24 protein-coding genes are annotated in these 21782 nt (G+C 64.6%); 15 read left to right on the top strand and 9 right to left on the bottom strand.

Going from position 1 to position 21782, the window contains the following annotated elements:
* Positions 1–90: 90 nt before the first annotated feature.
* The 4 genes from argB to AX724_RS22410 all read right to left on the bottom strand — a co-directional run bounded on the left by argB (position 91) and on the right by AX724_RS22410 (position 3268).
* Complete coding sequence (argB, locus tag AX724_RS22425) at positions 91–1008, bottom strand: acetylglutamate kinase (protein ID WP_066771569.1); 918 nt, start codon at positions 1006–1008, stop codon at positions 91–93.
* 231 nt (positions 1009–1239) lie between these two features.
* A complete protein-coding gene (locus tag AX724_RS22420) occupies positions 1240–1917 on the bottom strand; it encodes a queuosine precursor transporter (protein ID WP_066771567.1) in 678 nt (225 codons plus the stop codon).
* Between the two features lie 50 nt (positions 1918–1967).
* On the bottom strand, positions 1968–2525 hold the full coding sequence (locus AX724_RS22415) for a DUF1993 domain-containing protein (protein ID WP_066771557.1): 558 nt from the start codon (positions 2523–2525) through the stop codon (positions 1968–1970).
* A gap of 83 nt (positions 2526–2608) precedes the next feature.
* Positions 2609–3268, bottom strand: a complete 660-nt coding sequence (locus tag AX724_RS22410) for a c-type cytochrome (protein ID WP_066771552.1) — start codon at positions 3266–3268, stop codon at positions 2609–2611.
* A gap of 161 nt (positions 3269–3429) precedes the next feature.
* On the opposite strand from AX724_RS22410, the gene AX724_RS22405 reads away from it, so the two are divergent.
* The 6 genes from AX724_RS22405 to AX724_RS22380 all read left to right on the top strand — a co-directional run bounded on the left by AX724_RS22405 (position 3430) and on the right by AX724_RS22380 (position 7334).
* On the top strand, positions 3430–4320 hold the full coding sequence (locus AX724_RS22405; protein ID WP_066771549.1) for a prephenate dehydratase: 891 nt from the start codon (positions 3430–3432) through the stop codon (positions 4318–4320).
* A 37-nt stretch (positions 4321–4357) separates the two neighbouring features.
* On the top strand, positions 4358–5086 hold the full coding sequence (locus AX724_RS22400) for a sterol desaturase family protein (protein ID WP_066771547.1): 729 nt from the start codon (positions 4358–4360) through the stop codon (positions 5084–5086).
* The gene (locus AX724_RS22395) at positions 5083–5520 is read left to right on the top strand and encodes a DUF2141 domain-containing protein (protein WP_066771545.1); all 438 of its coding nucleotides are present in this window, start codon (positions 5083–5085) and stop codon (positions 5518–5520) included. Before AX724_RS22400 ends, AX724_RS22395 begins: the two co-directional genes overlap by 4 nt.
* A gap of 106 nt (positions 5521–5626) precedes the next feature.
* Positions 5627–6538 (top strand): tetratricopeptide repeat protein, encoded by a 912-nt coding sequence (locus AX724_RS22390; protein WP_066771542.1) that lies wholly within the window; start codon positions 5627–5629, stop codon positions 6536–6538.
* A gap of 5 nt (positions 6539–6543) precedes the next feature.
* Entirely contained in the window at positions 6544–7158 is a 615-nt protein-coding gene (locus AX724_RS22385) for an LON peptidase substrate-binding domain-containing protein (RefSeq protein ID WP_066771539.1), read from the top strand.
* Complete coding sequence (locus AX724_RS22380; RefSeq protein ID WP_066771537.1) at positions 7155–7334, top strand: Trm112 family protein; 180 nt, start codon at positions 7155–7157, stop codon at positions 7332–7334. The genes AX724_RS22385 and AX724_RS22380 overlap by 4 nt, the downstream gene beginning before the upstream one ends.
* 3 nt (positions 7335–7337) lie before the next feature.
* Here the strand turns inward: AX724_RS22380 and AX724_RS22375 are convergent, their stop codons facing one another.
* The 3 genes from AX724_RS22375 to AX724_RS22365 all read right to left on the bottom strand — a co-directional run bounded on the left by AX724_RS22375 (position 7338) and on the right by AX724_RS22365 (position 11455).
* The gene (locus AX724_RS22375) at positions 7338–7769 is read right to left on the bottom strand and encodes a RidA family protein (RefSeq protein ID WP_066771534.1); all 432 of its coding nucleotides are present in this window, start codon (positions 7767–7769) and stop codon (positions 7338–7340) included.
* Positions 7770–8019: 250 nt separating this feature from the next.
* Positions 8020–10671 carry a TonB-dependent receptor plug domain-containing protein gene (locus AX724_RS22370; RefSeq protein ID WP_066771532.1) on the bottom strand — a complete coding sequence of 884 codons (2652 nt, stop codon included), beginning with the start codon at positions 10669–10671 and terminating at the stop codon, positions 8020–8022.
* Positions 10672–10861: 190 nt separating this feature from the next.
* Positions 10862–11455: a TlpA family protein disulfide reductase gene (locus AX724_RS22365; RefSeq protein ID WP_066771529.1), complete on the bottom strand. Its 594-nt coding sequence runs from the start codon at positions 11453–11455 to the stop codon at positions 10862–10864.
* Positions 11456–11498: 43 nt separating this feature from the next.
* Here AX724_RS22365 and argH point away from each other — a divergent pair, with 43 nt between their 5' ends.
* From argH to AX724_RS22345, 4 genes are read left to right on the top strand one after another with little or no spacing between them, the layout of a single operon-like run.
* The gene (argH, locus tag AX724_RS22360) at positions 11499–12866 is read left to right on the top strand and encodes an argininosuccinate lyase (RefSeq protein ID WP_066771615.1); all 1368 of its coding nucleotides are present in this window, start codon (positions 11499–11501) and stop codon (positions 12864–12866) included.
* Positions 12863–13123 carry a hypothetical protein gene (locus AX724_RS22355; protein ID WP_066771526.1) on the top strand — a complete coding sequence of 87 codons (261 nt, stop codon included), beginning with the start codon at positions 12863–12865 and terminating at the stop codon, positions 13121–13123. Before argH ends, AX724_RS22355 begins: the two co-directional genes overlap by 4 nt.
* 16 nt (positions 13124–13139) lie before the next feature.
* Positions 13140–14405 (top strand): diaminopimelate decarboxylase, encoded by a 1266-nt coding sequence (gene lysA, locus AX724_RS22350; RefSeq protein WP_066771523.1) that lies wholly within the window; start codon positions 13140–13142, stop codon positions 14403–14405.
* Entirely contained in the window at positions 14405–15160 is a 756-nt protein-coding gene (locus AX724_RS22345; RefSeq protein WP_066771521.1) for a precorrin-2 dehydrogenase/sirohydrochlorin ferrochelatase family protein, read from the top strand. Before lysA ends, AX724_RS22345 begins: the two co-directional genes overlap by 1 nt.
* Here AX724_RS22345 and AX724_RS22340 read toward each other — a convergent pair.
* Positions 15146–15766 (bottom strand): response regulator, encoded by a 621-nt coding sequence (locus tag AX724_RS22340; protein WP_066771519.1) that lies wholly within the window; start codon positions 15764–15766, stop codon positions 15146–15148. The two genes, AX724_RS22345 and AX724_RS22340, sit on opposite strands and share 15 nt — an antisense overlap.
* A 280-nt stretch (positions 15767–16046) precedes the next feature.
* On the opposite strand from AX724_RS22340, the gene AX724_RS22335 reads away from it, so the two are divergent.
* From AX724_RS22335 to AX724_RS22325, 3 genes are all read left to right on the top strand, one after another.
* On the top strand, positions 16047–16859 hold the full coding sequence (locus tag AX724_RS22335; protein WP_231736800.1) for a hypothetical protein: 813 nt from the start codon (positions 16047–16049) through the stop codon (positions 16857–16859).
* The gene (locus AX724_RS22330; protein WP_066771517.1) at positions 16847–17770 is read left to right on the top strand and encodes a transposase; all 924 of its coding nucleotides are present in this window, start codon (positions 16847–16849) and stop codon (positions 17768–17770) included. Before AX724_RS22335 ends, AX724_RS22330 begins: the two co-directional genes overlap by 13 nt.
* Positions 17771–17864: 94 nt before the next feature.
* Positions 17865–18416, top strand: coding sequence for a winged helix-turn-helix domain-containing protein (locus AX724_RS22325; protein ID WP_231736799.1), 552 nt, complete (start codon positions 17865–17867; stop codon positions 18414–18416).
* Here AX724_RS22325 and AX724_RS22320 read toward each other — a convergent pair.
* Positions 18368–19036 carry a TetR/AcrR family transcriptional regulator gene (locus tag AX724_RS22320; RefSeq protein WP_066771507.1) on the bottom strand — a complete coding sequence of 223 codons (669 nt, stop codon included), beginning with the start codon at positions 19034–19036 and terminating at the stop codon, positions 18368–18370. The two genes, AX724_RS22325 and AX724_RS22320, sit on opposite strands and share 49 nt — an antisense overlap.
* Positions 19037–19125: 89 nt before the next feature.
* Between AX724_RS22320 and AX724_RS22315 the strand changes: the two genes are divergently transcribed.
* Together AX724_RS22315 and AX724_RS22310 are read left to right on the top strand one after the other, a co-directional pair.
* Positions 19126–20640, top strand: a complete 1515-nt coding sequence (locus AX724_RS22315) for an efflux transporter outer membrane subunit (protein ID WP_066771503.1) — start codon at positions 19126–19128, stop codon at positions 20638–20640.
* A complete protein-coding gene (locus AX724_RS22310; protein ID WP_066771500.1) occupies positions 20633–21778 on the top strand; it encodes an EmrA/EmrK family multidrug efflux transporter periplasmic adaptor subunit in 1146 nt (381 codons plus the stop codon). The genes AX724_RS22315 and AX724_RS22310 overlap by 8 nt, the downstream gene beginning before the upstream one ends.
* Positions 21779–21782 lie beyond the last annotated feature (4 nt).

Below are 21782 nucleotides of genomic sequence, written 5' to 3'. Positions count from 1 at the left end.
AGCATCGATGGCGCCATCCATCCCCGGCCGAAGGCGCAACGCGACCGCCGATTCCATGGCGCCGCCGCTCGCCGGCCGCCGCCCCGCGCCTTATTTCCGAACCAGCGTACCCGCGCCGCGGTCGGTGAAGATTTCCAGCAGCATTGCGTGGGGCACCCGCCCGTCCAGGATCACGGCCGCGTCCACGCCGCCCTCCACCGCGCGCACGCAGGTTTCCAGCTTCGGGATCATGCCGCCGCTGATCGTGCCGTCCGTCTCCAGTTCATGGATGCCGGCGGGGTCGAGATCGGTCATCAACTGACCCTGCTTGTCCAGCACGCCGGCCACGTCGGTCAGCAGGAAGAAGCGCGACGCCTTCAGTTCCGCCGCGATCGCGCCAGCCATCGTGTCGGCGTTCACATTATAGGTATGGCCGTCCGCGCCGATGCCCACGGGGGCCACCACCGGAATGATGCCGCTCTGCGTCAGCGTGTCGAGGATGGAGCGGTCGACCGACACGGGATCGCCCACGAAGCCCAGGTCGACATTGCGCTCGATACCGCTGTTGGGGTCCGCCTCACGCTTGCCCAGCACCTTTTCGCAGATGACGAGGCCGCCATCCTTGCCCGAAATGCCGACCGCGCGGCCACCTGCGCCTGCGATCCAGCCGACGATTTCCTTGTTGATCGATCCTGCCAGCACCATTTCGGCGATCTTCGCGGTTTCGGCGTCGGTCACGCGCAGCCCGCCCACGAACTGCGATTCGACGCCCAGCTTCTTGAGCATCGCGCCGATCTGCGGCCCGCCGCCATGGACGACGACCACGTTGATGCCGACGGCCTTCATCAGCACGACATCCTCGGCGAAGTCGCGCGCGGCTTCCGGGTCGCCCATCGCATGACCGCCATATTTGACGACGAAGGTCTTGCCCGCATAACGCTGCATATAGGGCAGGGCCTCGACCAGGACTTCGGCCTTGGCGAGGAGCGCGGGATCTGGGGCGTGCTTGCTGTTCATGCGCGCGCGCATACGGCCATATGGACAAGGCTGCAAGTTCGCCACTGCCGCGATTCGGTACGCAAAGAGCGCACGCAACGATGACCTTTTGCCCAATTTATCCGCGAATTGCCGGGCAAAGCCATCATGCGCCGGCGTGATTCGGAAAATAAGCCATTGAAATATCGATAGTAAATATCATTAGTTAGCTAACTACCGATATATCCAGCCATTTGGCTGTCTACTTCGCTGTCGCGTTAATCGTCAGCGGCGGGCATCCAGCCGCTTGCCCAGTCCCACCAGCAGGTAGATGACCGGCGGCACCAGCAACGCTGACAGGACGACCTTCGCCAGCATCTGGCCCAGCAGCAATTCGCCGATCGGGAACACCCCGTAAAAGGCGATGCTGACGAACAGGAGGGTATCGACGATCTGGGACAGGATGCTGGCCAGTGCCGCCCGGAACCACAGCAGCCGTCCGCCTTCGCGCCCCTTGAGCGCTGCGAACAACGTCACGTTCAGCGTCTGGGAAATGCCGTAGGCGACGATCCCGCCCGCCCAGATGCGCGGCGTGCCCCCCATCATCATGGCAAAGGCTTCCGCGCGCTTCGGGTCCATGTCGCCCGCGGCCGGTGCGGCCAGCACGACGATCGACAGCAGGATGGACGCGATCAGCGGCAGGAAGCCGATCTGCACCAGCCGATTGGCGACCGCTCGCCCATGCAGTTCCGCCACGGCGCTGGAAATCGTCACCAGCAGCAGGAAGGCGAAGATGCCGGCCTCCACCGCCAGCGGTCCCAGTCCGACCATCGGCCCGATGCCGGACAGCGGACCCAGGGCGACCTGCTTGTTCCCCAGCACGCCCGCGATGCAGACCATGCCGCCATAGAAGATCGAGAAAAAGAAGAGCGAGCGGCTGATGGGCGCGGGCGTCGAAGTCATCGCCGCGCCTTATCGGGATTCACGCGATGGGGGAAGGGGAGGACCGCTGCTCACGACTCCTGCGTCGCGGTGGGGCGGAGGAAGGGCAGCATATGGGCCACATAATCACCCTTGCCGAGCGCCACGCCCTGCGCGCGCAGGATCGCATAGGCGATCATCACATGGAAATAGAACTGGGCCAGCACCCAGTCGCGGACATATTGATCGGCTGTCAGATCGAACGTCATGCCGATGGGCAGCGCATGGGCAATCGGCCGCTGCGGATCGCCGCCCGCTGGCGCGAACGCGTCCAGCAAGGCCAGCGTCTGCGCGATTCGCGCCTGCGCGTCCGCCAGGGTGCCGGGCCGGTCGCCGGCATTGCGGGCCTCGTTCAGCAGGTCGATCAACGGCGCTGGGAAATCCTCGCCCTTCAGCCGGTGCATCCCCTCCTGGGCCTGGACGCAGGCGAAGCGCACTTGCGTCGCTAGCGGGAACATGTCCGGTGCCAGCCGGGCAGCGAGCAGCGCTTTTGCATCCACGCCCTCCTGCGCCCGCGCCTTGTCGAGCCAGGCGGACAGGGTGCGCAACATCGGTGCGCAGGTGGAAACGAGCAGATCTTCCGGCGTCATGGGCGTCCTGCCACTATCGAATCGGCTGCGCGATTGCGGGTGTGTCGCCGTTCGTGATCAAAGGAAGGCCGCCGGATGTCCGCTCATTCGCTCTTGGGCGCGGCCGGACCGCCGGCGGGCGCGGCGTTGGCCGGCGCTGTGCCGTTGACGCTTTCGGCCGCGTTGGTCGAGTTGCCAGCGGCTTCCTCCGCCGTGGCGCTCGCGTCGGCCGGGGCGGCGTCGGCGGCGGGCAGCGGCAGGTTGGAACCCTGCGTGTTGAGCCAGGCGATCAGGTTGGCGCGGTCTGCCGGGTTGCCCAGGCCCGCAAAGGTCATCTTGGTGCCAGGCGCGAATTCGCGCGGGCTGGTCAGCCAATGGTCCAGATTCTCGAAGGTCCAGGCGCCGCCCTTGCTCTTGAGCGCGTCGGAGAAAGCGAAGCCGCCCTTGCCCTGGCCGATCGGTTCGCCGACCGTGGCATAAAGGTTCGGGCCGATGCCGTTCGCGCCGCCCTGGTTGACGGTGTGGCACGCGGCGCACTTGGCAAAGACCTTCTCGCCCGCCGCGACATCGGCGCTGGCCAGCAGCGTGTTGAGGCCCGGGCCGCTTGCAGCGCCTTCGCCTTCTGCTTCCACGCCTTCGATCGCATAGCCCATCTTTTCGGGCCGGTGGCCCTCGAAATATTTGGAACTGACGATCCCACCGCCCAATGCGATGATCCCCGCAAACAAAGCCCAGCCCGCCACGGTATTGAAACGATCGCCCATCTCGATTGACTTCCCTTACCTTTTCGTCGGCGGCTGTCAGTCGCGCCCCCTCTTGCCGGTTGCCATAATGGCGGACACGCGAGCGCGCAAGCCGCGTTGCGCCCTTTGCGTTCAGCCTTGCTTGCGCTGACCCGGCGGAAACCCTAAGCGCACCGGCGCCCATGGAAAATTATCCCGCTCCTGCCCGCGCCATCGTCGCGGATCTCGCTGCAAAGGCCGCCGCCGATCCTTCGCGCGCCGTGGCCTATCAGGGCGCGCCCGGCGCCAATTCGCATCTGGCCGCGCTCGGCTATGCGCCCGATTGCGTGCCGTTGCCCTGCTTCGCGTTCGAAGATGCGATAGACGCGGTGCGCACGGGCCAGGCGGCGCGCGCCATCATTCCGATCGAAAACAGCCTCCACGGCCGGGTCGCGGACATGCATTTCCTGCTGCCCGAATCGGGCCTGGCGATCGTCGACGAATATTTCCTGCGCATCCGCCATTGCCTGATGGCGCCTGACACCACGCCCGTTAAGAGCGCCATCAGCCATCCGCAGGCGCTGGGCCAGTGCCGCCATTATCTTCGCCAGCGCGGCATCCAGCCGGTCGCCTATGCCGACACGGCGGGCGCGGCTGCGCTGGTCGCCGAAACCCGCACCGCGGGCGAGGGGGCGATCGCACCCTATCTCGCCGCCGAACTGTACGGGCTGCGTCTCGTCGCGGAGAATATAGAGGACAGCGACGACAATATGACGCGCTTCCTGGTGTTGGCGCGCGAGCCCAAGGTGCCGCAGCCGAATGTCGGCCCGGTCATGACTACGTTCCTGTTCGAGGTGAAGAATATTCCGGCCGCTCTCTACAAGGCGATGGGCGGCTTCGCGACCAATGGCGTCAATATGACCAAGCTGGAAAGCTATCAGCGTGGTGCAAGCTTCGCCGCAACGGAATTCTTTTGCGATATCGAGGGGATGCCGGGTGATCCGGCCGTCGATCGTGCGCTAGCCGAACTGGAATTTCACACCAAATGGGTTCGTCAACTCGGCAGCTATCGGCAGGCCCGGCCGCGCACTTGAGGGTGACGCGCCGTGTAGGCCGGGTTATAGAATGACTATGGTTGCCGCCATCCTCCTGTCTGCCCTGGCGATGAGCGTCATCGTCGGCGCGCGCTACCTGCTCGCCAGCGGGGGCTTTGCGCTGGCAACCCATCTGCGCCAGCCGGGCCTCTATCGCGGTCTTGAGCGGCAGATGGGGCGAGAGGTCGCCTGGTCGCTGCTGTCGGCGCTCATCTACGGCATTCCCGCGGGCGTGGTGGCCTGGGGCTGGCAGGCGCGGGGATGGACCCGCATCTACACGCATATCGGTGACTGTCCGCTCTGGTGGCTGCCCGTCTCCGTGCTGCTCTATCTCTTTGTGCATGACACATGGTTCTACTGGACGCATCGCTGGATGCACGGGCCCCGCCTGTTTCGCATCGCCCACGCCGTTCACCATGCCAGCCGCCCGCCGACCGCCTGGGCAGCGATGAGCTTCCATCCGTGGGAGGCGCTGACCGGCGCGCTCGTCATCCCGGCGCTCGTCTTCCTCATCCCCATCCATGTCGGCGCGCTCGGGCTGGTATTGACGATCATGACGGTCATGGGCGTCAGCAATCATATGGGCTGGGAAATGTTCCCGCGCTGGCTGGTGCGCGGGCCGATCGGCGGCTGGCTCATCACGGCCAGCCACCATCAACGGCATCATGACCAGTATCGCTGCAATTACGGTCTATATTTCCGGCTGTGGGACCGTTTGTGCGGCACTGACCGGGGACTGGGCGACTTTGACGGGGTGAAGGCATGAAGGCGGGCAGGGCGGCGCTGGTCGCGGCGATGATGGCGTTGACCGGGGCTGCCCCCATCGATCTGCCGCAACCGCTCAGCATGGACCTACTCGGCCTTCGGTCGGAACGCGGCAAGGTGCTGGTCTGCGTCACCCGCCGGCCCGATCATTTTCCCGACTGTCGCGGCGATCCTGACCGGCGCTATTTTTCCGTGCCGGCCAAGGCAGGAGACATTGGGTTGGGGTCTCTCACTCCCGGAAAATATGCCATTGCCATCATCCATGATGAAAATGGCAACGGCCGGCTCGACACCTTCGCCGGCATCCCGCGCGAAGGCGTGGGCTTTTCGCGAAACCCGGTCCTGCGGTTCGGCGCGCCCAGCTTCAAGGCGGCGAGCTTCTCCGTTGCGGGCTCGGCCGTGGAACAGGATGTGCGGCTCAAATATTTCCTCTGATGGCGAAGGCGATGCGCCGGACCCTTCCCTTGCGCCCATGGGGTGACGCGCCCCATATTGCGGTCTATGGGCGGGCGAACCCGCATGAACGGCAGGAGATTGAAGCGTGGCGACCCTTGGACTGAGCGACACCGAAAAGGCGGCGGTGGAGGCGTTTCGCCGCGACGTGGTGGACCCGTCGCGTACCAGTCTGGTGATCGTCGACTTCTGGGCTGAATGGTGCGGTCCCTGCAAGCAGCTTGCGCCCGTGATCGAGAAGGTCTGCGCGGAATATGCGTCCAAGGGCGTCAAGCTGGTCAAGGTAAATGTGGACGAAAACGGCTTCATCGCCAGCCAGTTTCGGGTCCAGTCCATCCCGACCGTCTATGCCGTCTTCCAGGGCCAGCCCGTCGCGGACCTCAGCCAGGCGCGCACCGAAGCGCAACTGAAGCAATATCTCGACCAGATCCTGTCCCAGCTTCCCATCCAATCGGATGAAAAGGCGCTGGCGGAGGAGGTCGCCCCGCTGATCGCCATGGGCGAGGAATTGCTGAACGGGGGCGAAGCGGAGCGGGCGCTGTCCATATTCTCGCAGATTGCCGAGATGGACCCCGACAATCCCGAAGTGTTTGCCGGGCAGGCGCGCGCTCTGGTTGTGCTTGGCCAGCTGGACGAAGCGGAAGCGGTCCTCGCCGCGCTGCCGGAGGACGCGGCGAAACATGCTTCGATCGATCAGGCGCGCGCCGCCATCGCGCTTGCCCGCGATGCAAAGCCCGTGGCGGACCTGTCGGGCATCGAGGCAAAGCTTGCCGCCGATCCCGAGAATCATGACGCGCGCTTTGAACTGGCGGGCGGCCTGATGGCCAATGGCGATCGCGACGGGGCGGCCGATGCGCTGCTGGAGATCGTCCGGCGTGACCGCGCCTGGAATGACGGCGCGGCCAAGGCGCAGCTCCTGAAGATTTTCGAGGCTGTCGGGCTGGAAGACCCGTGGGTCGCCGGGCAGCGTCGCAAGCTGTCGCAAATCCTCTTTTCGTAACTGCGATGCCGCTGGCGCGCGTCTCGATCTTTCCTTTGTCCGGCGCGCTGCTGCTGCCGGGCATGGAATTGCCGTTGCACATCTTCGAGCCGCGATACCGGGCGCTCATCCATGACGCGATGGCGCGCGACCGCCGGATCGGCATGATCCAGCCGCGCGGGGCCGGGGCCGTGCCGCGCCTGTTCGACATGGGGTGCCTTGGCCATGTCAGCCATATCGAAGCGCTGGAGGACGGACGGTTCAACATCATCCTGACCGGGCTCGCCCGCTTCCGGGTCGTGCGGGAGCTGCCGGTTTCGACCCAGTTCCGCCAGATCGAGGCGGACGTCGAGCAGGCGCCGCAGGACGATGATATCCTCGCCGCCGTTGAGCGCGCCGCGCTTGAACAGGAATCGCGCCGCTTCGCCGAATCGCTCGGCTATGTGGTCGACTGGACGGCTGTGTCGCGCCTTGACGACCTGGCGCTGGTCAACGGCATCGCGCAGATCGCGCCCTTCGATCCTGCCGCCAAGCAGACGCTGCTGGAAGCCGACACGCTGTCGGAGCGGGCGGACCGCATCATCCAGCTGATGCAGATCGTCGGCCGGATAGAGCGCGACGGCGGTGCGACCATGCAATGAGCGCCGCGCCGCCCATTGATTCCTGGCTGCTCGAAAAGCTGGTCTGTCCGCTCACCCGCACGCCGCTGCGCTGGGACGGAGAGCGGATGGCACTGGTCTCCGACGCGGCGGGCCTCGCCTTTCCGGTACGGGACGGCGTGCCGGTGCTGATCACGCGCGAGGCGAGCGCGCTATGAGCCTTATTTGAACGCGGCGATGCATTCCACCTCCAGCGGTGCGCCGAGCGCCAGCCCGGTCGTGCCGAAGGCGCTGCGGGCGGGCAGGCGCTTGCCCTCGAAATAAGGAACGTAGGCGACATTGAAACGCGGCCAATCCGCCATGTCGTTCAGCATCACCGTGCATTTGACGACATGCTCGAAGCCCAGGCCATTGTCCTTCAATATCCGGCCGATCGAATCCATCGCGTTGCGCACCGCTGCGTCGAACCCCTCCTTATGCCTGTCCATGCCGGCGGGCACCTGCCCGATCTGGCCAGACATATAAAGGATGTCGCCCACTCTGACCGCCGGGGAGAAGGGCGGCTTCGCCGGCATCGCCTGCGGGGCGGGAGCGGGCTGCGCCGCAAGCGGCCCGGCGGCCAGCAACAGGGCGAGGGCGATCAGGCGTTTCATAGGTGTCTCCCACAGAAATCAGGCGCGCGACAGGGCGGCGATCAGCCGATCGGGCATGCCACCGGGTCGTCGGGTAGGTCAATCATGCGCCCGCGCTGCACCCTTGCCCGAACCGACCCAGCCGCGCTGGTAATGACGGGAGCGCGCTACATCAGCGTTCATCTGCTCGGGCTCCGGGCTGATGTCATGGCGTCGCTCTCCAAGGAAAAGGGCCGAACCCGTCAGGGCCGGCCCCTTCCTGTGCCGATTGTCAGAACTTTATCGTGGCGCGGGCGTAATAATAGCCGCCGTTGGTGCCATAGGCGCCATGGCCATATGGCGCGTTGATCGTGCCCGAATTGTTGATGTAGGGCGATGATCCGTTGGTCGGCCAGGTTGCCGCATTGTAATTGGCGACCAGCGGCGGAATTTCCGGCTTCTTGTCGAACAGGTTGTTCGCGCCGATCGCGATATTGGCGAAATCGGTGATGTCATAATCGAGTTCGAGATCGACGATCGCCGCTGGCTTCACTTCGGCATTGTAATAATATTGGCCGTTCGACAGCAGGATCGGTGCGGTCAGCCCGGTTCCGGGGCCTTGACAGCCGGCAGAGCAGGCGGCGTTGGGCTGCGAATATTGGAACACGCTGCTGTAATAGTTGACGCGGGCATTGGCACCGAACCGGCCGCTGGTGAAGGTCGCGTTGAAGTTGCCCTTGAACTTGGGGCTGGCCGCCTCGATCGTCTGTTCGGACGTCGGGCTGAACAGGGTGCCCAGCTTGTTCTTCGTGACCTTGGTGACGTTGTAGTTGGCGCCGATGGACAGATCCAGCTTGCCGAAGTCGAGCTGAATCGGATAGCGCGCTGCCAGTTCCAGACCCTTCGTCACCGTATCGATGCCGTTGGTGAAGGTCTGGATGCCAAGCGCGCCATTGCTGAGCACCGTCGGGTCGAGCGCCTTGCCGCTCGCCGCGATCGCCGCGCGGACCAGATCATAAGGCGTAAGGCCATTGATGAGCGGCGTCAGGACACGCGTGGGCGGCGTCGTCAGCGAGTTGAAGCGCTGGCCGGTGATGGTGCCCGACGACACGATGCGGTCCTTGATCTTGATATAATAGCCATCCAGCGTGATCGCCAGTTTGGGCACAGGGCGGAACACGATGCCGGCGGAGAGGTTGACCGACTTTTCCGGGCCGAGCGCGCCGAAGCCGGCGCTCGCTGAACCGGGCGAGCTGGGAGCGAGTTGCAGCGTGGCGGATGTCGGCCCGACATTGGTCGACGAATAGCCCGATTCCTGGAGCGACGGCGCGCGGAAGCCGGTGCTGGCGGTGGCGCGCAGGGCGAAGGCGTCGGAGAAATCGTAACGCGTGGTGATCTTGCCGATCTGCGTGTCGCCGAAGTCGCTATAGTCCTCATATCGGCCCGCAAGATCGACCGTCCAGGCCGGGACGGGATTGAAGGCGACATCGACATAGATGGCCTTGGCATTGCGCCGCGTCGTGCCAGCGTCGCTCGCGGCGTAGCCGGGGAAGGACTGGCCACCTTCAATGTAGAGCGAAAGCGGGTCGCCCTGGCCGATTTCATAGCTTTCCCGGCGATATTCAGCGCCAAAGGCAAGGGTCAGCGGGTCGTCGAAGCCGACATCGAATTCCTTTCGAATGTCCAGCGTGCCGACATATTGGTTGAACTGGAACTTGCCGTCATAGAAGTCGCTGGGCGACTGGCCGGTATCGACGAACAGCGACGCATTGACCGAATGGGTCGTATAGACCTTGGCCACATCCTCCGAATAGCTGGCGGCCATGTCGAAATTCCACCCGTCGCCAAGCTCGCCTTTTAGGCCGCCGGTGAAGGAAAATTCATTCTGCTTCACCTCGATATGGGGAATCAGGCCGGTCTCACGCGACGTGCCGAAACAGTTGGTTGGGTCAGTCGTGGTCGCGACCCATTTGTTTTGCGCTGCGCTGAACGTGCGGCAAAGGCGGGTAGGATGGCGGTAGCCCTGCAAGGCGTCGCCATGGCGATAGGAGATGTCGCCGAAGGAGTAGAATTCGACGCCGCCGAAATCATAGCCCATATTGTAGAAGCCGAGCGTCAATTTGGACGCGGGCTGGCCGCCATTGACGTTGGCGGTACAATTGACGGAATTACATGCGTCCAGAAACGGCTTGAACGCTGCGGAAACGTTGGTGACGGTCGTGCCGTTATAGTTCTTCACCGACATCTGGCCGTCGCCGATGGTGGTGACTTCGTTTCTGCGGTGGAACAGCGAGATGTCGAGGAAACCATCTTCGCCAAGAGGCATGCCGAAATTGCCGCTGGCGCTGTAGGTCGTGCCTTCGCCGTCATAATATTGCCCGGCGTTGAGGCGCACGGCCCCGCCTTCGCGCTCGTCCTTCAGGATGATGTTGATGACCCCGGCGATCGCGTCGGACCCATATTGGGCCGCTGCGCCGTCCTGAAGGATTTCGATCCGCTTGACCATGTCTGGCGGGATGAGGTCGATGCTGGGAGCGGCGGAGCCACCGAACGCGCCGTTGATGACCTGAAGAATGGAGTTGCCGTGACGGCGCTTGCCGTTGACCATCACGAGGGTGTGGTTTGGCGAAAGGCCGCGCAGACGCGCGCTGAGAGAAAAGCTCGCCATGTCGGTGCCCTGGGTCTGCGCCTGGAAAGACGGCGTCAGCTGGGTCAGCGCCTGGTTGAGGTTGGGTTGACCCACCCGGCTCAGCGCTTCCTCGCCAATGACCTGGATGGGCGCTGCGGACTCGGCGGCTTCGACCCCTACGGCGCGCGTTCCGGTTACGATGATGGCCGCGCCTTCGTCAGCCTGCGGTTCTTGCGGCGTTTCCTGCGCCATGGCGCAGGCGGACCAGGACGAAGCCAGGATCAGTGATAGTTTGAGTGTAGATAAGCGTGTCATTCATGCCCCCTGTTCTGCGATCGTTTGATGACAGAAGAGGGAACGAACACATGGCGCAGAACCGCTACTGCGGTGCACAAAATTTGCGATGTCGCCTAATGTTTCTGAAGCATTTCCAAGCTTGCGCGGCGGCAAGCACCCGGTTTTCGCAGCAAGTCAGATATTTTGCAAGTTGTGCGTCTGCGAAGGGTCAGGATTGCAGCGCCGCTTCTATCAGGGCGTTGGCCTCTTTGCCTTCCCAGTCCATCGCCCCGATCACGCGAACCATTTCCTTGCCTTGGGCGTCGTACAGGACGCTGGTAGGCAGCGATCCTGTTGCATAGGCGAAGCCGAACTGATTCTCGGGATCGGCATAGGCCTTGAGATGCGGCAGCTTCTGCTTCGCGAAGAAGGTTTTTGCAGCATTCAGACCCTGCGTGTCCTGCGAGATGGTGAGAACGGCCAGTCCTTTCGCGCCATGCGCCGCCGCGACCCGGTCGAGCGTCGGCATTTCAGCGACGCAGGGCGTGCACCATGTTGCCCAGAGGTTGACGAGCACGGGCCGGCCGGCGAAATCGGCCAGCGTCTTCTCGCCACCATCGGGGTCGAGGAAGGCGAAAGCAGGTGCCGGTGTCCCGGCCTTGCTTCTGTCGAGCTTGTAGCTGAACGCTTCCGGCGTTTTGGCCCCGCTTGCAGCCTCGCCCGGCGTTGCTGCCACCTCGCCGCTGGCGCTCGCATTGGCTTGCTCCTTGGGCTGCGATTGCCTATCGCAAGCCGCCAGAACGGCAGGCAGGAGCAATATCATTAGCGCGCGGGAAGACGATAGCATGGAAGCAGGCTCCAACAGCATGTGGGGCGGCCGGTTCGCGGCCGGCCCGGCATCGATCATGCGCGAGATAAATGCCTCCATCCCGTTCGACAAGCGATTGTGGAAGCAGGACATCGCCGGTTCCCTCGCCCATGTCGCAATGCTGGCCAAGCAGGGTATCGTCAGCCAGGCCGACGCCGATGCGATCGGCACGGGGCTGGAGCAGATCGCCGGGGAGTATGAGGCGCATGGCGTGCCTGTGAACCTGGACCTGGAAGATATCCATATGGTCACCGAATCGCGCCTGGCCGAATTGATCGGTCCGGCGGCCGGTCGCCTGCACACAGCGCGCAGCCGGAACGATCAGGTTGCGACCGACTTCCGCCTGTGGGTGCGCGACGCCATCGACGAGGTGGAGGCAGGACTTCTCGGCCTCCAGCGCGCGCTGGTGATGCGGGCGGAGAAGCATGCCGATGCCGTGATGCCGGGCTTCACCCATCTGCAATCAGCACAGCCGGTAACGCTCGGCCATCACCTGATGGCCTATTATGAGATGATCCGTCGCGACCGCAGCCGCTTCGCCGATGCCCGCGCCCGTCTCAATGAATGCCCGCTTGGCGCGGCGGCGCTTGCGGGCACCGGATTTGCGACCGACCGGCATATGACAGCGGCAGCGCTGGGCTTCGCCAAGCCCACCGACAATAGCCTCGACAGCGTGAGCGACCGCGACTTCGCGCTCGATTATCTGATGTCGGCGACGCAGGCTTCGCTGCACCTGTCCCGGCTGGCCGAGGAATTCATCATCTGGGCGAGCCAGCCCTTCGGTTTCGTCAAGCTGCCCGACGCCTATTCGACCGGCAGCTCGATCATGCCGCAGAAGCGCAATCCCGACGCCGCCGAGTTGGTGCGCGGCCATGCCGGGCGGATCATGGGATGCATGAACGCGCTTTGCGTCACGATGAAGGGCCTGCCGCTCGCCTATTCCAAGGACATGCAGGACGACAAGCCGCCGGTGTTCGAGGCACATGACCTGCTCGGCCTGTCGATCGCTGCGATGACCGGCATGGTTGAAACGGTGACGTTCCGCACCGACCGGATGCGCGGTCTCGCCGAAAGCGGCTTTGCCACCGCCACGGACCTTGCCGACTGGCTGGTGCGGGAAGGCGGCATTCCCTTCCGCGAGGCGCACCACATCACCGGCCGCGCCGTTGCGGCGGCCGAGGCGGCCGGCGTTCCGCTCGACCGGTTGCCGCTGGAGACGTTGACGGCCATTGACGCGCGGATCGACGATCGGGTCTATGCCGTCCTGACGGTCGACGCGTCCGTCGCCAGCCGCAAGAGCCATGGCGGCACCGCGCCCGAGCAGGTACGCGCCCGGATCGCGCAGGCGAAGGAGGAACTGGGATGAGAGGCGTAGCAACCCTGGGTGGCCTGGCCCTGACCGCGCTCGCCCTGAGCGGCTGTGGCGGGCGGGAGGCGCTGAAGCCGGTTGCCGGACAGAAGCTGCCTGCCATTCCGATCGGCGCGACGACGGCTCCCACTGCCGCGGACCTGATGCAGCCGTCGATCCAGGCGCGGCCGGGCCGGAATGTCGAGCTGCTGACCCAATCGCGAAAACGCGGGAACGATGAATTCGACCTCCCGCCCAACGCGCAGCCCAAGTAACGCACAGGAATCCGCCTTGGACCATTTTACCTATGTCGACGGCGCCATGCAGGTAGAGCAGGTGCCGATGGAGACGATCGCGCAGGCGGTCGGCACGCCCGTCTATGTCTATTCCACCGCCACGCTGGAACGCCATGTCGGCGTGTTCCGCGATGGCCTTGCGCAACTTGTCGACCCGCTGATCGCCTTTGCGGTCAAATCGAACCCGAACGCTGCCGTGCTCGCCACCCTGGCCAAGCTGGGTTTGGGGGCGGATGTCGTGTCTGGCGGCGAATTGTTGCGGGCGATCGCTGCGGGAATACCGGCTGACCGCATCGTGTTTTCCGGCGTCGGCAAGACGGCGGAGGAAATGCGCATCGGCCTGGAGCAAGGCATCTACCAGTTTAATCTGGAGAGCGAGCCGGAAGCGGAGATGCTGTCCGATGTCGCCCTGTCCATGGGGAAAAAGGCGCCGGTCGCCTATCGCATCAATCCCGATGTGGATGCGGGCACCCATGCCAAGATTTCGACCGGCAAATCGGAAAACAAGTTCGGCATCCCCTATGATCGCGCGCTGCAAAGCTACGCCGCCGCAAGGGCGCTGCCCGGCCTCGACGTGCAGGGTGTCGCGGTGCATATCGGCAGCCAGCTGACCGATCTCGCCCCGCTGGAAGCAGCTTTCGTCAAGGTCGGCGCGCTGGTGGAGGCGCTGCGAGCGGATGGCCACGCCATCCGTACCGCTGACCTAGGCGGGGGGCTTGGGGTTCCCTATGATCCGTCGCAACCTGCTCCGCCCAGCCCTGCCGATTATGGCGCGATGGTCACGCGCGTCACGAAGGACTGGAATGTCCGCCTGCTGTTCGAGCCTGGCCGGGTGATCGTGGGCAACGCCGGAGCCTTGCTGTCGCGCGTGGTCCGGGTGAAGCAGGGTGCGCAGGCCCCCTTCGTCATCGTGGACGCGGCGATGAACGACCTGCTGCGGCCCAGCCTGTACGATGCATGGCATGACATCCGCGCGGTGAAGCCGGCGGGCAACCGCGCTGTCGCCAATGTCGTCGGGCCGGTGTGCGAAACCGGCGACACCTTCGCCATGCACCGGGACATGGACGTGGTCGAGGCGGGCGATCTCGTTGCCTTCATGACTGCCGGCGCCTATGGCGCGACGATGGCGGGCACGTACAACAGCCGTCCGCTGACGCCCGAAGTGCTGGTATCGGGCGACAAATGGGCGGTGGTGCGGGAAAGACCGCCGATCCAGGCACTGATCGACGGCGATATCATTCCCCACTGGCTTGCCGCCTGATGCACAGCCTGCCCGTCTTTCTCCGTCTGGAGGGACGGGCGGTCATCCTGACGGGGATGGGCGATGCGGCCGACGCCAAGCGTCGCCTGCTGGTGCGGGCGGGCGCGCGGATCGTATGCGAGGACGATCCCGAAGCCCGCATCGCCATCGTGTCGGACGGCGATGAGGCAACCGCCGCACGGTTGCGGGCTCGCGGCGTGCTGGTCAACGCGACCGATAATCCCGCGCTGTGCGACTTCACCCTTCCGGCCATCGTCGATCGCGATCCCGTGCTGATTGCCATCGGCACCGGCGGCGCATCGGCGGGGCTTGCCAAGGCTTTGCGGCAGCGGCTGGAATCGATCCTGCCCCCCGGCCTGGGGGCGCTCGCGCGGGTCCTGTCCGCCGGCCGGGCAGCGATCCGCGCCCGTTGGCCGGATGCGAACGATCGTCGACGCGCCATCGACGCGGGGCTTAGGCCGGGCGGGATCATCGATCCGATGAAGGCAGATGCCGCTGACGCGGTGTCCGCCTGGCTGGAAGGAGGCGCCGATCGTGAAATCGGGCTGGTGCAAATCCGCCTTTTGTCGACCGACCCGGATGATTTGACGCTGCGGTGGGCGCGGCTGCTAGGAGAGGCGGACCATATTTATCACGCGGCCGACGTCCCCGCCGCCATCCTCGATCGGGCGCGGGCGGACGCGACCCGCACCGCGACCGACGCGCCGCCCGATCTGCCGGCGAAGGGCCTTTCCCTCTGGCTAAGCCTTGGCTGATTGGAGCCGTTCGATCTTGTCGTGCAGTGCCTGAATGGACGATACCAGCCGAGCGCGATCCGCCTGCATCTCGCGCAGTTCCTCGCGGGTCTCGCCAAGTTCCACGGCGCGGCGAGCGATGCGCGCATCGAGTTCGGCATTATAGCGGGAGAGGGCGCCGATCTGCTCGGCACGCTGGCACAGGTGCCGCAAGCGCGCATCGAGAACGTCGAAGTCGAACGGCTTGACGATATGGTCGTCCGCGCCGGCATCCAGCGCATCGACCGTTGACTGGCTGTCATGCTGGCCGGCGATCGTCACGAAGCAGGCGGTGCCCACGACATTGGCGGCGCGGATTTTCTGCATCGTGGCAATGGCCGAAAGAATGGCGATATCCATGTCGATCAGCACGATGTCCACCGGCCGGGTGACAAGCATGGAGAGCGCAGCAAAGCCGCTGTCCGCAAGCGCGACGTCATAGTTGCGATGGGACAGGCGCCGGGCGATCACCGTCCGCGCCGTCTTGTTCTCGTCCACCAGGAGCACGCGCAATCGTCGTTGCGGGAGTTCGCTCGTTCTGGAACCGGCGTTCGGGTCGCGGCTCAGTACCCGCTTCAAGAACTGCATGATGGCGCACCTTCCTGCCAAGGAAGGTAGGGTTGTCCTGCAAATAAATGGTTAATCCCGGTCTGTCCGATTAATTTCATTTAATTGGCCCGGCATGGCGGGCCGCCATAGGCTGCGTCCTCCACCGACGTGAGGGCAAGCAGATGATGGAACAGGTCACACAGTTGAACATCGACGACATTGCCGATCTGGATGCCACGGCGCCTGCGGTTTCGATGGCAGGGGATGATGCGCTGGAAATCAGCCTGATGGATGTGGTCATCGCCATCATCGCCTATCCGTGATTCCGCCCGCGCTGGGGCTGGCCGTCGCGGCCGCGCAGGAGGCATCCCTGCAAGGTGCGGTGGACGCGGTCCGTCCCTTCCTTTCGGATGTCGGCTGGCTTCATGCGATGATCGCCGGACAACTGCCCTTGATGGCCGCCGACCCGCTTCATCTTCCGCCCCTGCGGGCAAGCCGTAGCGGGGATGTCCGGCATTTGGTGATTATCCGTACGGAGCGCGTGTGGATCACGGCGACCATCCTCGATCCTTTCGTTAATCCCCCTGCCCATATTCATTTTTCCGGCCGTTACACGATCACGCGGTCGCTGCGGGGGTCGGTCGACGGCCGCCTGTACCGGCTGGCGGCCGGGCGCGCCTTGGACGAGGGGCAACACAGTTGGCCGGAAGGAGCGCTGATCGAACTGGACGAGACCCGCACCAGTCTTTCCCTGTCCCCTTCGTGCGGACGCCGCATCCTGCTGCGCGCGCAGATCGGGCCGGCCGGGCCTGTCCATGCGTGCCTTCACGATCGCGCCAGCGGCGATAAGATCGGTGAAGCTCAAGCCGATGAAAGCCACGCGCGCGTGCTCATGATGCTGTCCCTGCTGCGCCTTCAGGGGCGACGGGATGCGGCTCGCCATTTCGAACGGGCGCTGGATGCGCCCTTGGGCCGTCAGCGCTGGGCGGTGATGCGGGAATATCTTGCGCTCGATACCCGAACCGCCCTCAAGGCCTTGATAGCGATGGCCGCAACAGAGCCGGACCTTGAAGTGCGCGCATTGGCCTGCAGGACGCTCAAGCAGGTTGAGGCTGGCTTGTGCCCCGCCTGATCACGCCGGTAGAGGACGACACCATCGTCGACCTTGATGCCTTGGTCGACTGGTGTGAAAGCAGCGCTTTCGATCCCGGCAGTGAGGAGGGGCTCGCGACAGCGGCTCCCATGCTGGACGCCCTGTCCCGCAACCGGCATTTCCTCGCCGATTTCGCTCTCGCAGAACTCAAGACGCGCTGCGCCGGGCAAAGGCGGGTCAATCCCTATTCGGCCCAGGTGATCCTGCTTAGCCCGCCAACGAACAAATATGTGTTGCGCGCCGCCTTCTGGCCCGCGGAACGGGATCATGTGGTTCGGATGCAGGGGGCGTCTGCTTTTCTTTATCATGTTCCGCACGATCATGGTTTCGACTTCCTCACCGTAGGTCACATCGGGCCGGGCTATGTCTCCGATTATTACGACTATGATGTGGCCAGCATCGGCGGCGCGGATGGCGAGGCCGTGGCGCTCCGCTTCATCGAACGCAGCGCGCTCTCGGAAGGAAAGATCCTGCTGTATCGCGCCAATCGCGACATCCATGCGCAGCGCCCGCCAAATTCCCTGTCCGTGTCGCTGAACATCTTGGCGAGCGCGCCGGACCAGGGATGGCGTCGGCAGTATCGGTTCGACACCGAAAGAGGCTTGATTGCGCAAGGAATGACGGTTGCCAGCGCCCAGATGCTGCTCGAACTGGGGGTTGGATGCGGAATGGACAACGCCTTGGACCTCGCCCACGAATTCGCGGCGGCGCATCCGCAGGATGCCATGCGCCTGACAGCCTGGCGGGCCATCGGGACTGGCCTGCAAACCACGGAGGGTCGGATCGCGCATCTTGAGCGCGGCGCCCGCCACGCCAGTCGCCTGATCCGCACCGAAAGCGAAATAATCCTCAGAAAGGTCCATTGTGGAGGCGATGTGGCTTGTTTTTAGGCTTGGCTAACGGTCCGATAGCCGGGGCAATCCTGTGGGCGGGGGCGTGGGAAGACGGGTCGAATGTCACGGATTGGGGGGCAGCTTCGCCCCCGTGGCACGCGCCTTGAACGCGCGTGGCGTGGAACTTGCCATGCGGTCCGGGCCGAGCGAACTGCCCCGGGTACTTGTCGGTGGGGCGACCGTCCTGTGGCAGGATGTTGACGACCCGCCGGCGCGCGCCCGCGCCCTTGAGCAAGGCGTGCATGAAGTGGTCGGGCCCTGGATGCACGAAGCGGAAACCGTCGCCCGGATAATCCGGCTTGCGGATGTGGACCAGCCGATCTTGCGGCTGGGCGATCTCAGCATCGCTTTGGTCGACAGGCGGGTGGAGCGGGCAGGGCAGGTCATTCCCCTTCTGAGCCGCGAATATGCTTTGCTCCTGCACCTCGCACGGCATCCCAACCGCGCGGTCGGCCGTCGGGAATTGTTGCGCGCCGTCTGGCGGCTGGATTTCGACCCCGGCACCAACAGCGTGGAAGTGCATATGTCGCGGTTGCGCGCCAAGATCGACCGCGGTTTCCCGGTTCCCTTGCTGCACACCGTCAAAGGACGTGGCTATGCACTGTGTCCTGGGGGAGAGGCTGGTGTGGCTTCGGGCGCGTAGGCGCGCAATATGATATCGACGATCAACTCCGCTTCCCTTGCCACCTGACTGGGATCCAGCGTGTCTATCCGTCCAAACAATAATTGGTGATGCAGACCCGAACGAATCAGGGCGATCAGGACACCCGCTGCGTCCATCGGGTTGGCCTGCCTTAATTGCCCGCTCTCCATCGCGCCCTGCAGAAAGCTCGCCAGAAGCTTCTGGGTGCTGTTGGGCGCGAGTTCGAAAAAGATGCGCGACAACTCGGGGAAGCGACGGCCTTCCGCGATGATGAGCCGTTGCAACGCTATCGCTTCTGCCGAATTGATCTTGCCCGTCAAGCTGATGCAGGCGCGCAGCAGCGTGTCGCGAATATTTCCGCCTGGGTGCAGGATTTCGGACAGGCGCGCCTCATAGGCTTTCATCGCCTTTTCCAGGACAGCGGTGAACAACGCTTCCTTGGAAGGGAAATAGCTCCAAAGCGTTCCCTTGGATCCGCCCAGCGTTGCAGCGATTTCCGACATGCTCGTGCCGGCATAGCCATGTGCCAGGAAATAATCCTGCGCAACCGCCAGCATGGCGTCGCGCCGGTGCTGACGGCGGGCCTCGCGTCGGCTGAGAGGGCAGTTGGCGTCGGTCATAAAAACGTACCATACAGTACGCTAAATTTGTTGACAAGCTTTTGCGCAGGCGGCAATGCCGCTTTTCATACTAGGTGGTACGATTAGATATGTCGCTGAGTCGCGTTGCCCTAGCTGCCCGGACAGGGGGCATGATCTCTTCCATCCTTATCCTTGCTGCCTGTGCGGCCGTGCCGAAGCTCGGCCCAGAGCCTGTCGTTCGGTCGCCGGACAGCATCGATGCGACCCGCAGCTTCGCCGCGCAACCGGCGGCATGGCCTGGCGATGGTTGGTGGCGGGCCTATGGCGATCCGCAACTGGATCAGTTGATCGAGGAAGGCTTGCGCGCCTCGCCGGACGTTGCAGCCGCCAGTGCGCGGTTCCGCCGTGCGGCGGGCATGGCGCAGCAGGCGGGCGCGGCGCTTCTTCCCTCGGCCGACCTGGACGCCAGCGCCGCCGCCACCAAGCAAAGCTATAATATGGGTCTGCCCAAGGAATTCGTTCCCCAAGGGTGGCTTGGTACGGGGCGTGTAGCGCTGGACCTTGGTTTCGACCTCGACCTGTGGGGCCGCAACCGCGCGGCTCTGGCGGCCGCGACGTCTGAGGCGCGCGCGGCGGAGATCGACATGCAGCAGGCGCGACTGGCGCTGACGACCGGCATCGCCAGCGCCTATGCGGACCTTGCGCGCCTGTATGAAGAGGCGGAGATCGCGCAGCGCACCCTGGACATACGTTTCGCCAGTCAGAAGCTGGTCGCCGACCGGCGGCAGAACGGCCTTGAAACCCGGGGTAGCGTGCGGCAGGCGGACGCGACCGTCGCGTCGGCTCGCGCCCAACTGGCCGGAGCGCGCATGGCGATAGAACTGCGGCAGCATCAGCTTGCCGCGCTGGTCGGCGCCGGGCCGGACCGCGGGCTTTCGATCGCCCGCCCGCATATCGGACAATTGGCGCCGCTTGGGCTTCCGGCAGACGTCACCACCAATCTGGTCGCCCGCCGACCGGACATTGCCGCGGCCCTGGCACGCACGGAGGCGGCCGCCAAACGCATCAAGGTCGCGCGCGCCGATTTCTTCCCGGCCATCCGCCTCAGCGCCCTCGTCGGTGTGCAGTCGTTGGGCTATAACACGGTCTTCAATTCCGGCAGCGCGACTGGATCATCCCAGTCATTCCTCAGCAATCTGTTCGAGAAGGACGCGATTTTCGGGACAGTAGGGCCCGCTATCAGCCTGCCCATCTTCCACGGCGGGGCACTGCAGGGCCAGTATCGCGGTGCGCGAGCGACCTATGACGAAGCGGTTGCCAGTTATGACAGGACGGTGCTCGACGCATATCAGGAGGTCGCTGACGCCGTGACCACACGTCGCACGCTGGATCAACGGCTCGCCGATGCGCGGGCCGCGGTCGCGGCGTCGGAAGACGCTTATCAGGTCGCGCAGAAACGCTATAAGGGCGGCCTTTCCACCTTTCTCGACGTGCTGACTGTCGAAGATCAGTTGCTGGCCGCTCGTCAGTCGCTTGCGGGGCTGGAGGCGAGTGCCTTTTCCACCGATGTCGCTCTCATCCGCGCGCTGGGCGGCGGTTTCGCCGTCAGCGACACCCTCTCCAAGGATCAACCGCATGGCTGACGCCGCTCTTGACACCAACGATGCCGCACGGGATGCGACGCAGGAAGACCGCAACGGCGCGCGCAGGATGTGGCTGATCCGGCTTGGGATCGCTATCCTGGTCGTCGGCCTGATCTGGGGCCTGTGGTATCTGCTTGTCGGGCGCAATCATGTCAGCACCGACAATGCCTATGTGAATGCGGACATGGCGCAGGTCACGCCGCTCATTTCCGCACAGGTCATTGACGTGCGCGTATCGGATACCCAGCCCGTGCGGAAGGGCGATCTGCTCGTGCGGCTGGATCCCACCAATGCACAGATCGCGGTCGCCCAGGCTGAGGCTGACCTGGCCGAAGCGCGGCGTCGTTTTCGCCAGACCGCGGCGACCAGCGAGTCGCTGTCCGCTCAGGTCGAGGCGCGAGGAGCGGATATCGTACAGGCGCAAGCCCAGCAGGCGAGCGCCCGGGCGGACGTGGAAAAGGCGCGCGTCGACCTTCAACGGCGTGAGGCGCTGGTGAATGACGGTGCCGTCTCCGGCGACGAGCTTACGGCTGCGCGCAGGGCCTATGCCAACGCACGCGCCGCGCTGGAACTGGCGAATGCAAGCGTCCGCACCGCAGAAGCGACCCGCAGCGCCGCGACTGGCCAGTTGCAGGCCAACGACGCCCTGGTCCGCGGATCGACGATCGACACCGATCCGGCAGTCATGGCCGCCAAGGCAAGGCTGGAATCGGCGCAACTCGATCTGAAGCGCACCGTCATTCGGGCGCCGATCGACGGCGTGGTGACGAGGCGGCAGGTCCAGATCGGTCAGCGGGTGGCGCAGGGCAGTGCCATCATGACCATCGTGCCGGTTCAGCAGGTTTATGTGGACGCCAACTTCAAGGAACTCCAGCTGCGTGGCGTCCGGATCGGCATGCCAGCGACGGCCACGTCGGACCTCTATGGCGGCGATGTCGTCTATCATGGCAAGGTGGTGGGTTTCGCTGGCGGAACCGGTGCATCCATGGCGCTGATCCCTGCGCAGAACGCGACCGGCAACTGGATCAAGGTGGTTCAGCGCCTGCCGCTGCGGATCGCGCTGGATCCCAAGGAGCTGGCTGCCCATCCGTTGCGTGTCGGTCTTTCGATGGAAGTCGAACTGGACCTTTCCGAATAAGGAC

Source organism: Sphingobium sp. CCH11-B1 (genome assembly GCF_001556865.1).
In the GTDB taxonomy this organism is placed as follows: domain Bacteria; phylum Pseudomonadota; class Alphaproteobacteria; order Sphingomonadales; family Sphingomonadaceae; genus Sphingobium.
This window is presented reverse-complemented; position numbering and strand designations above follow the sequence as displayed.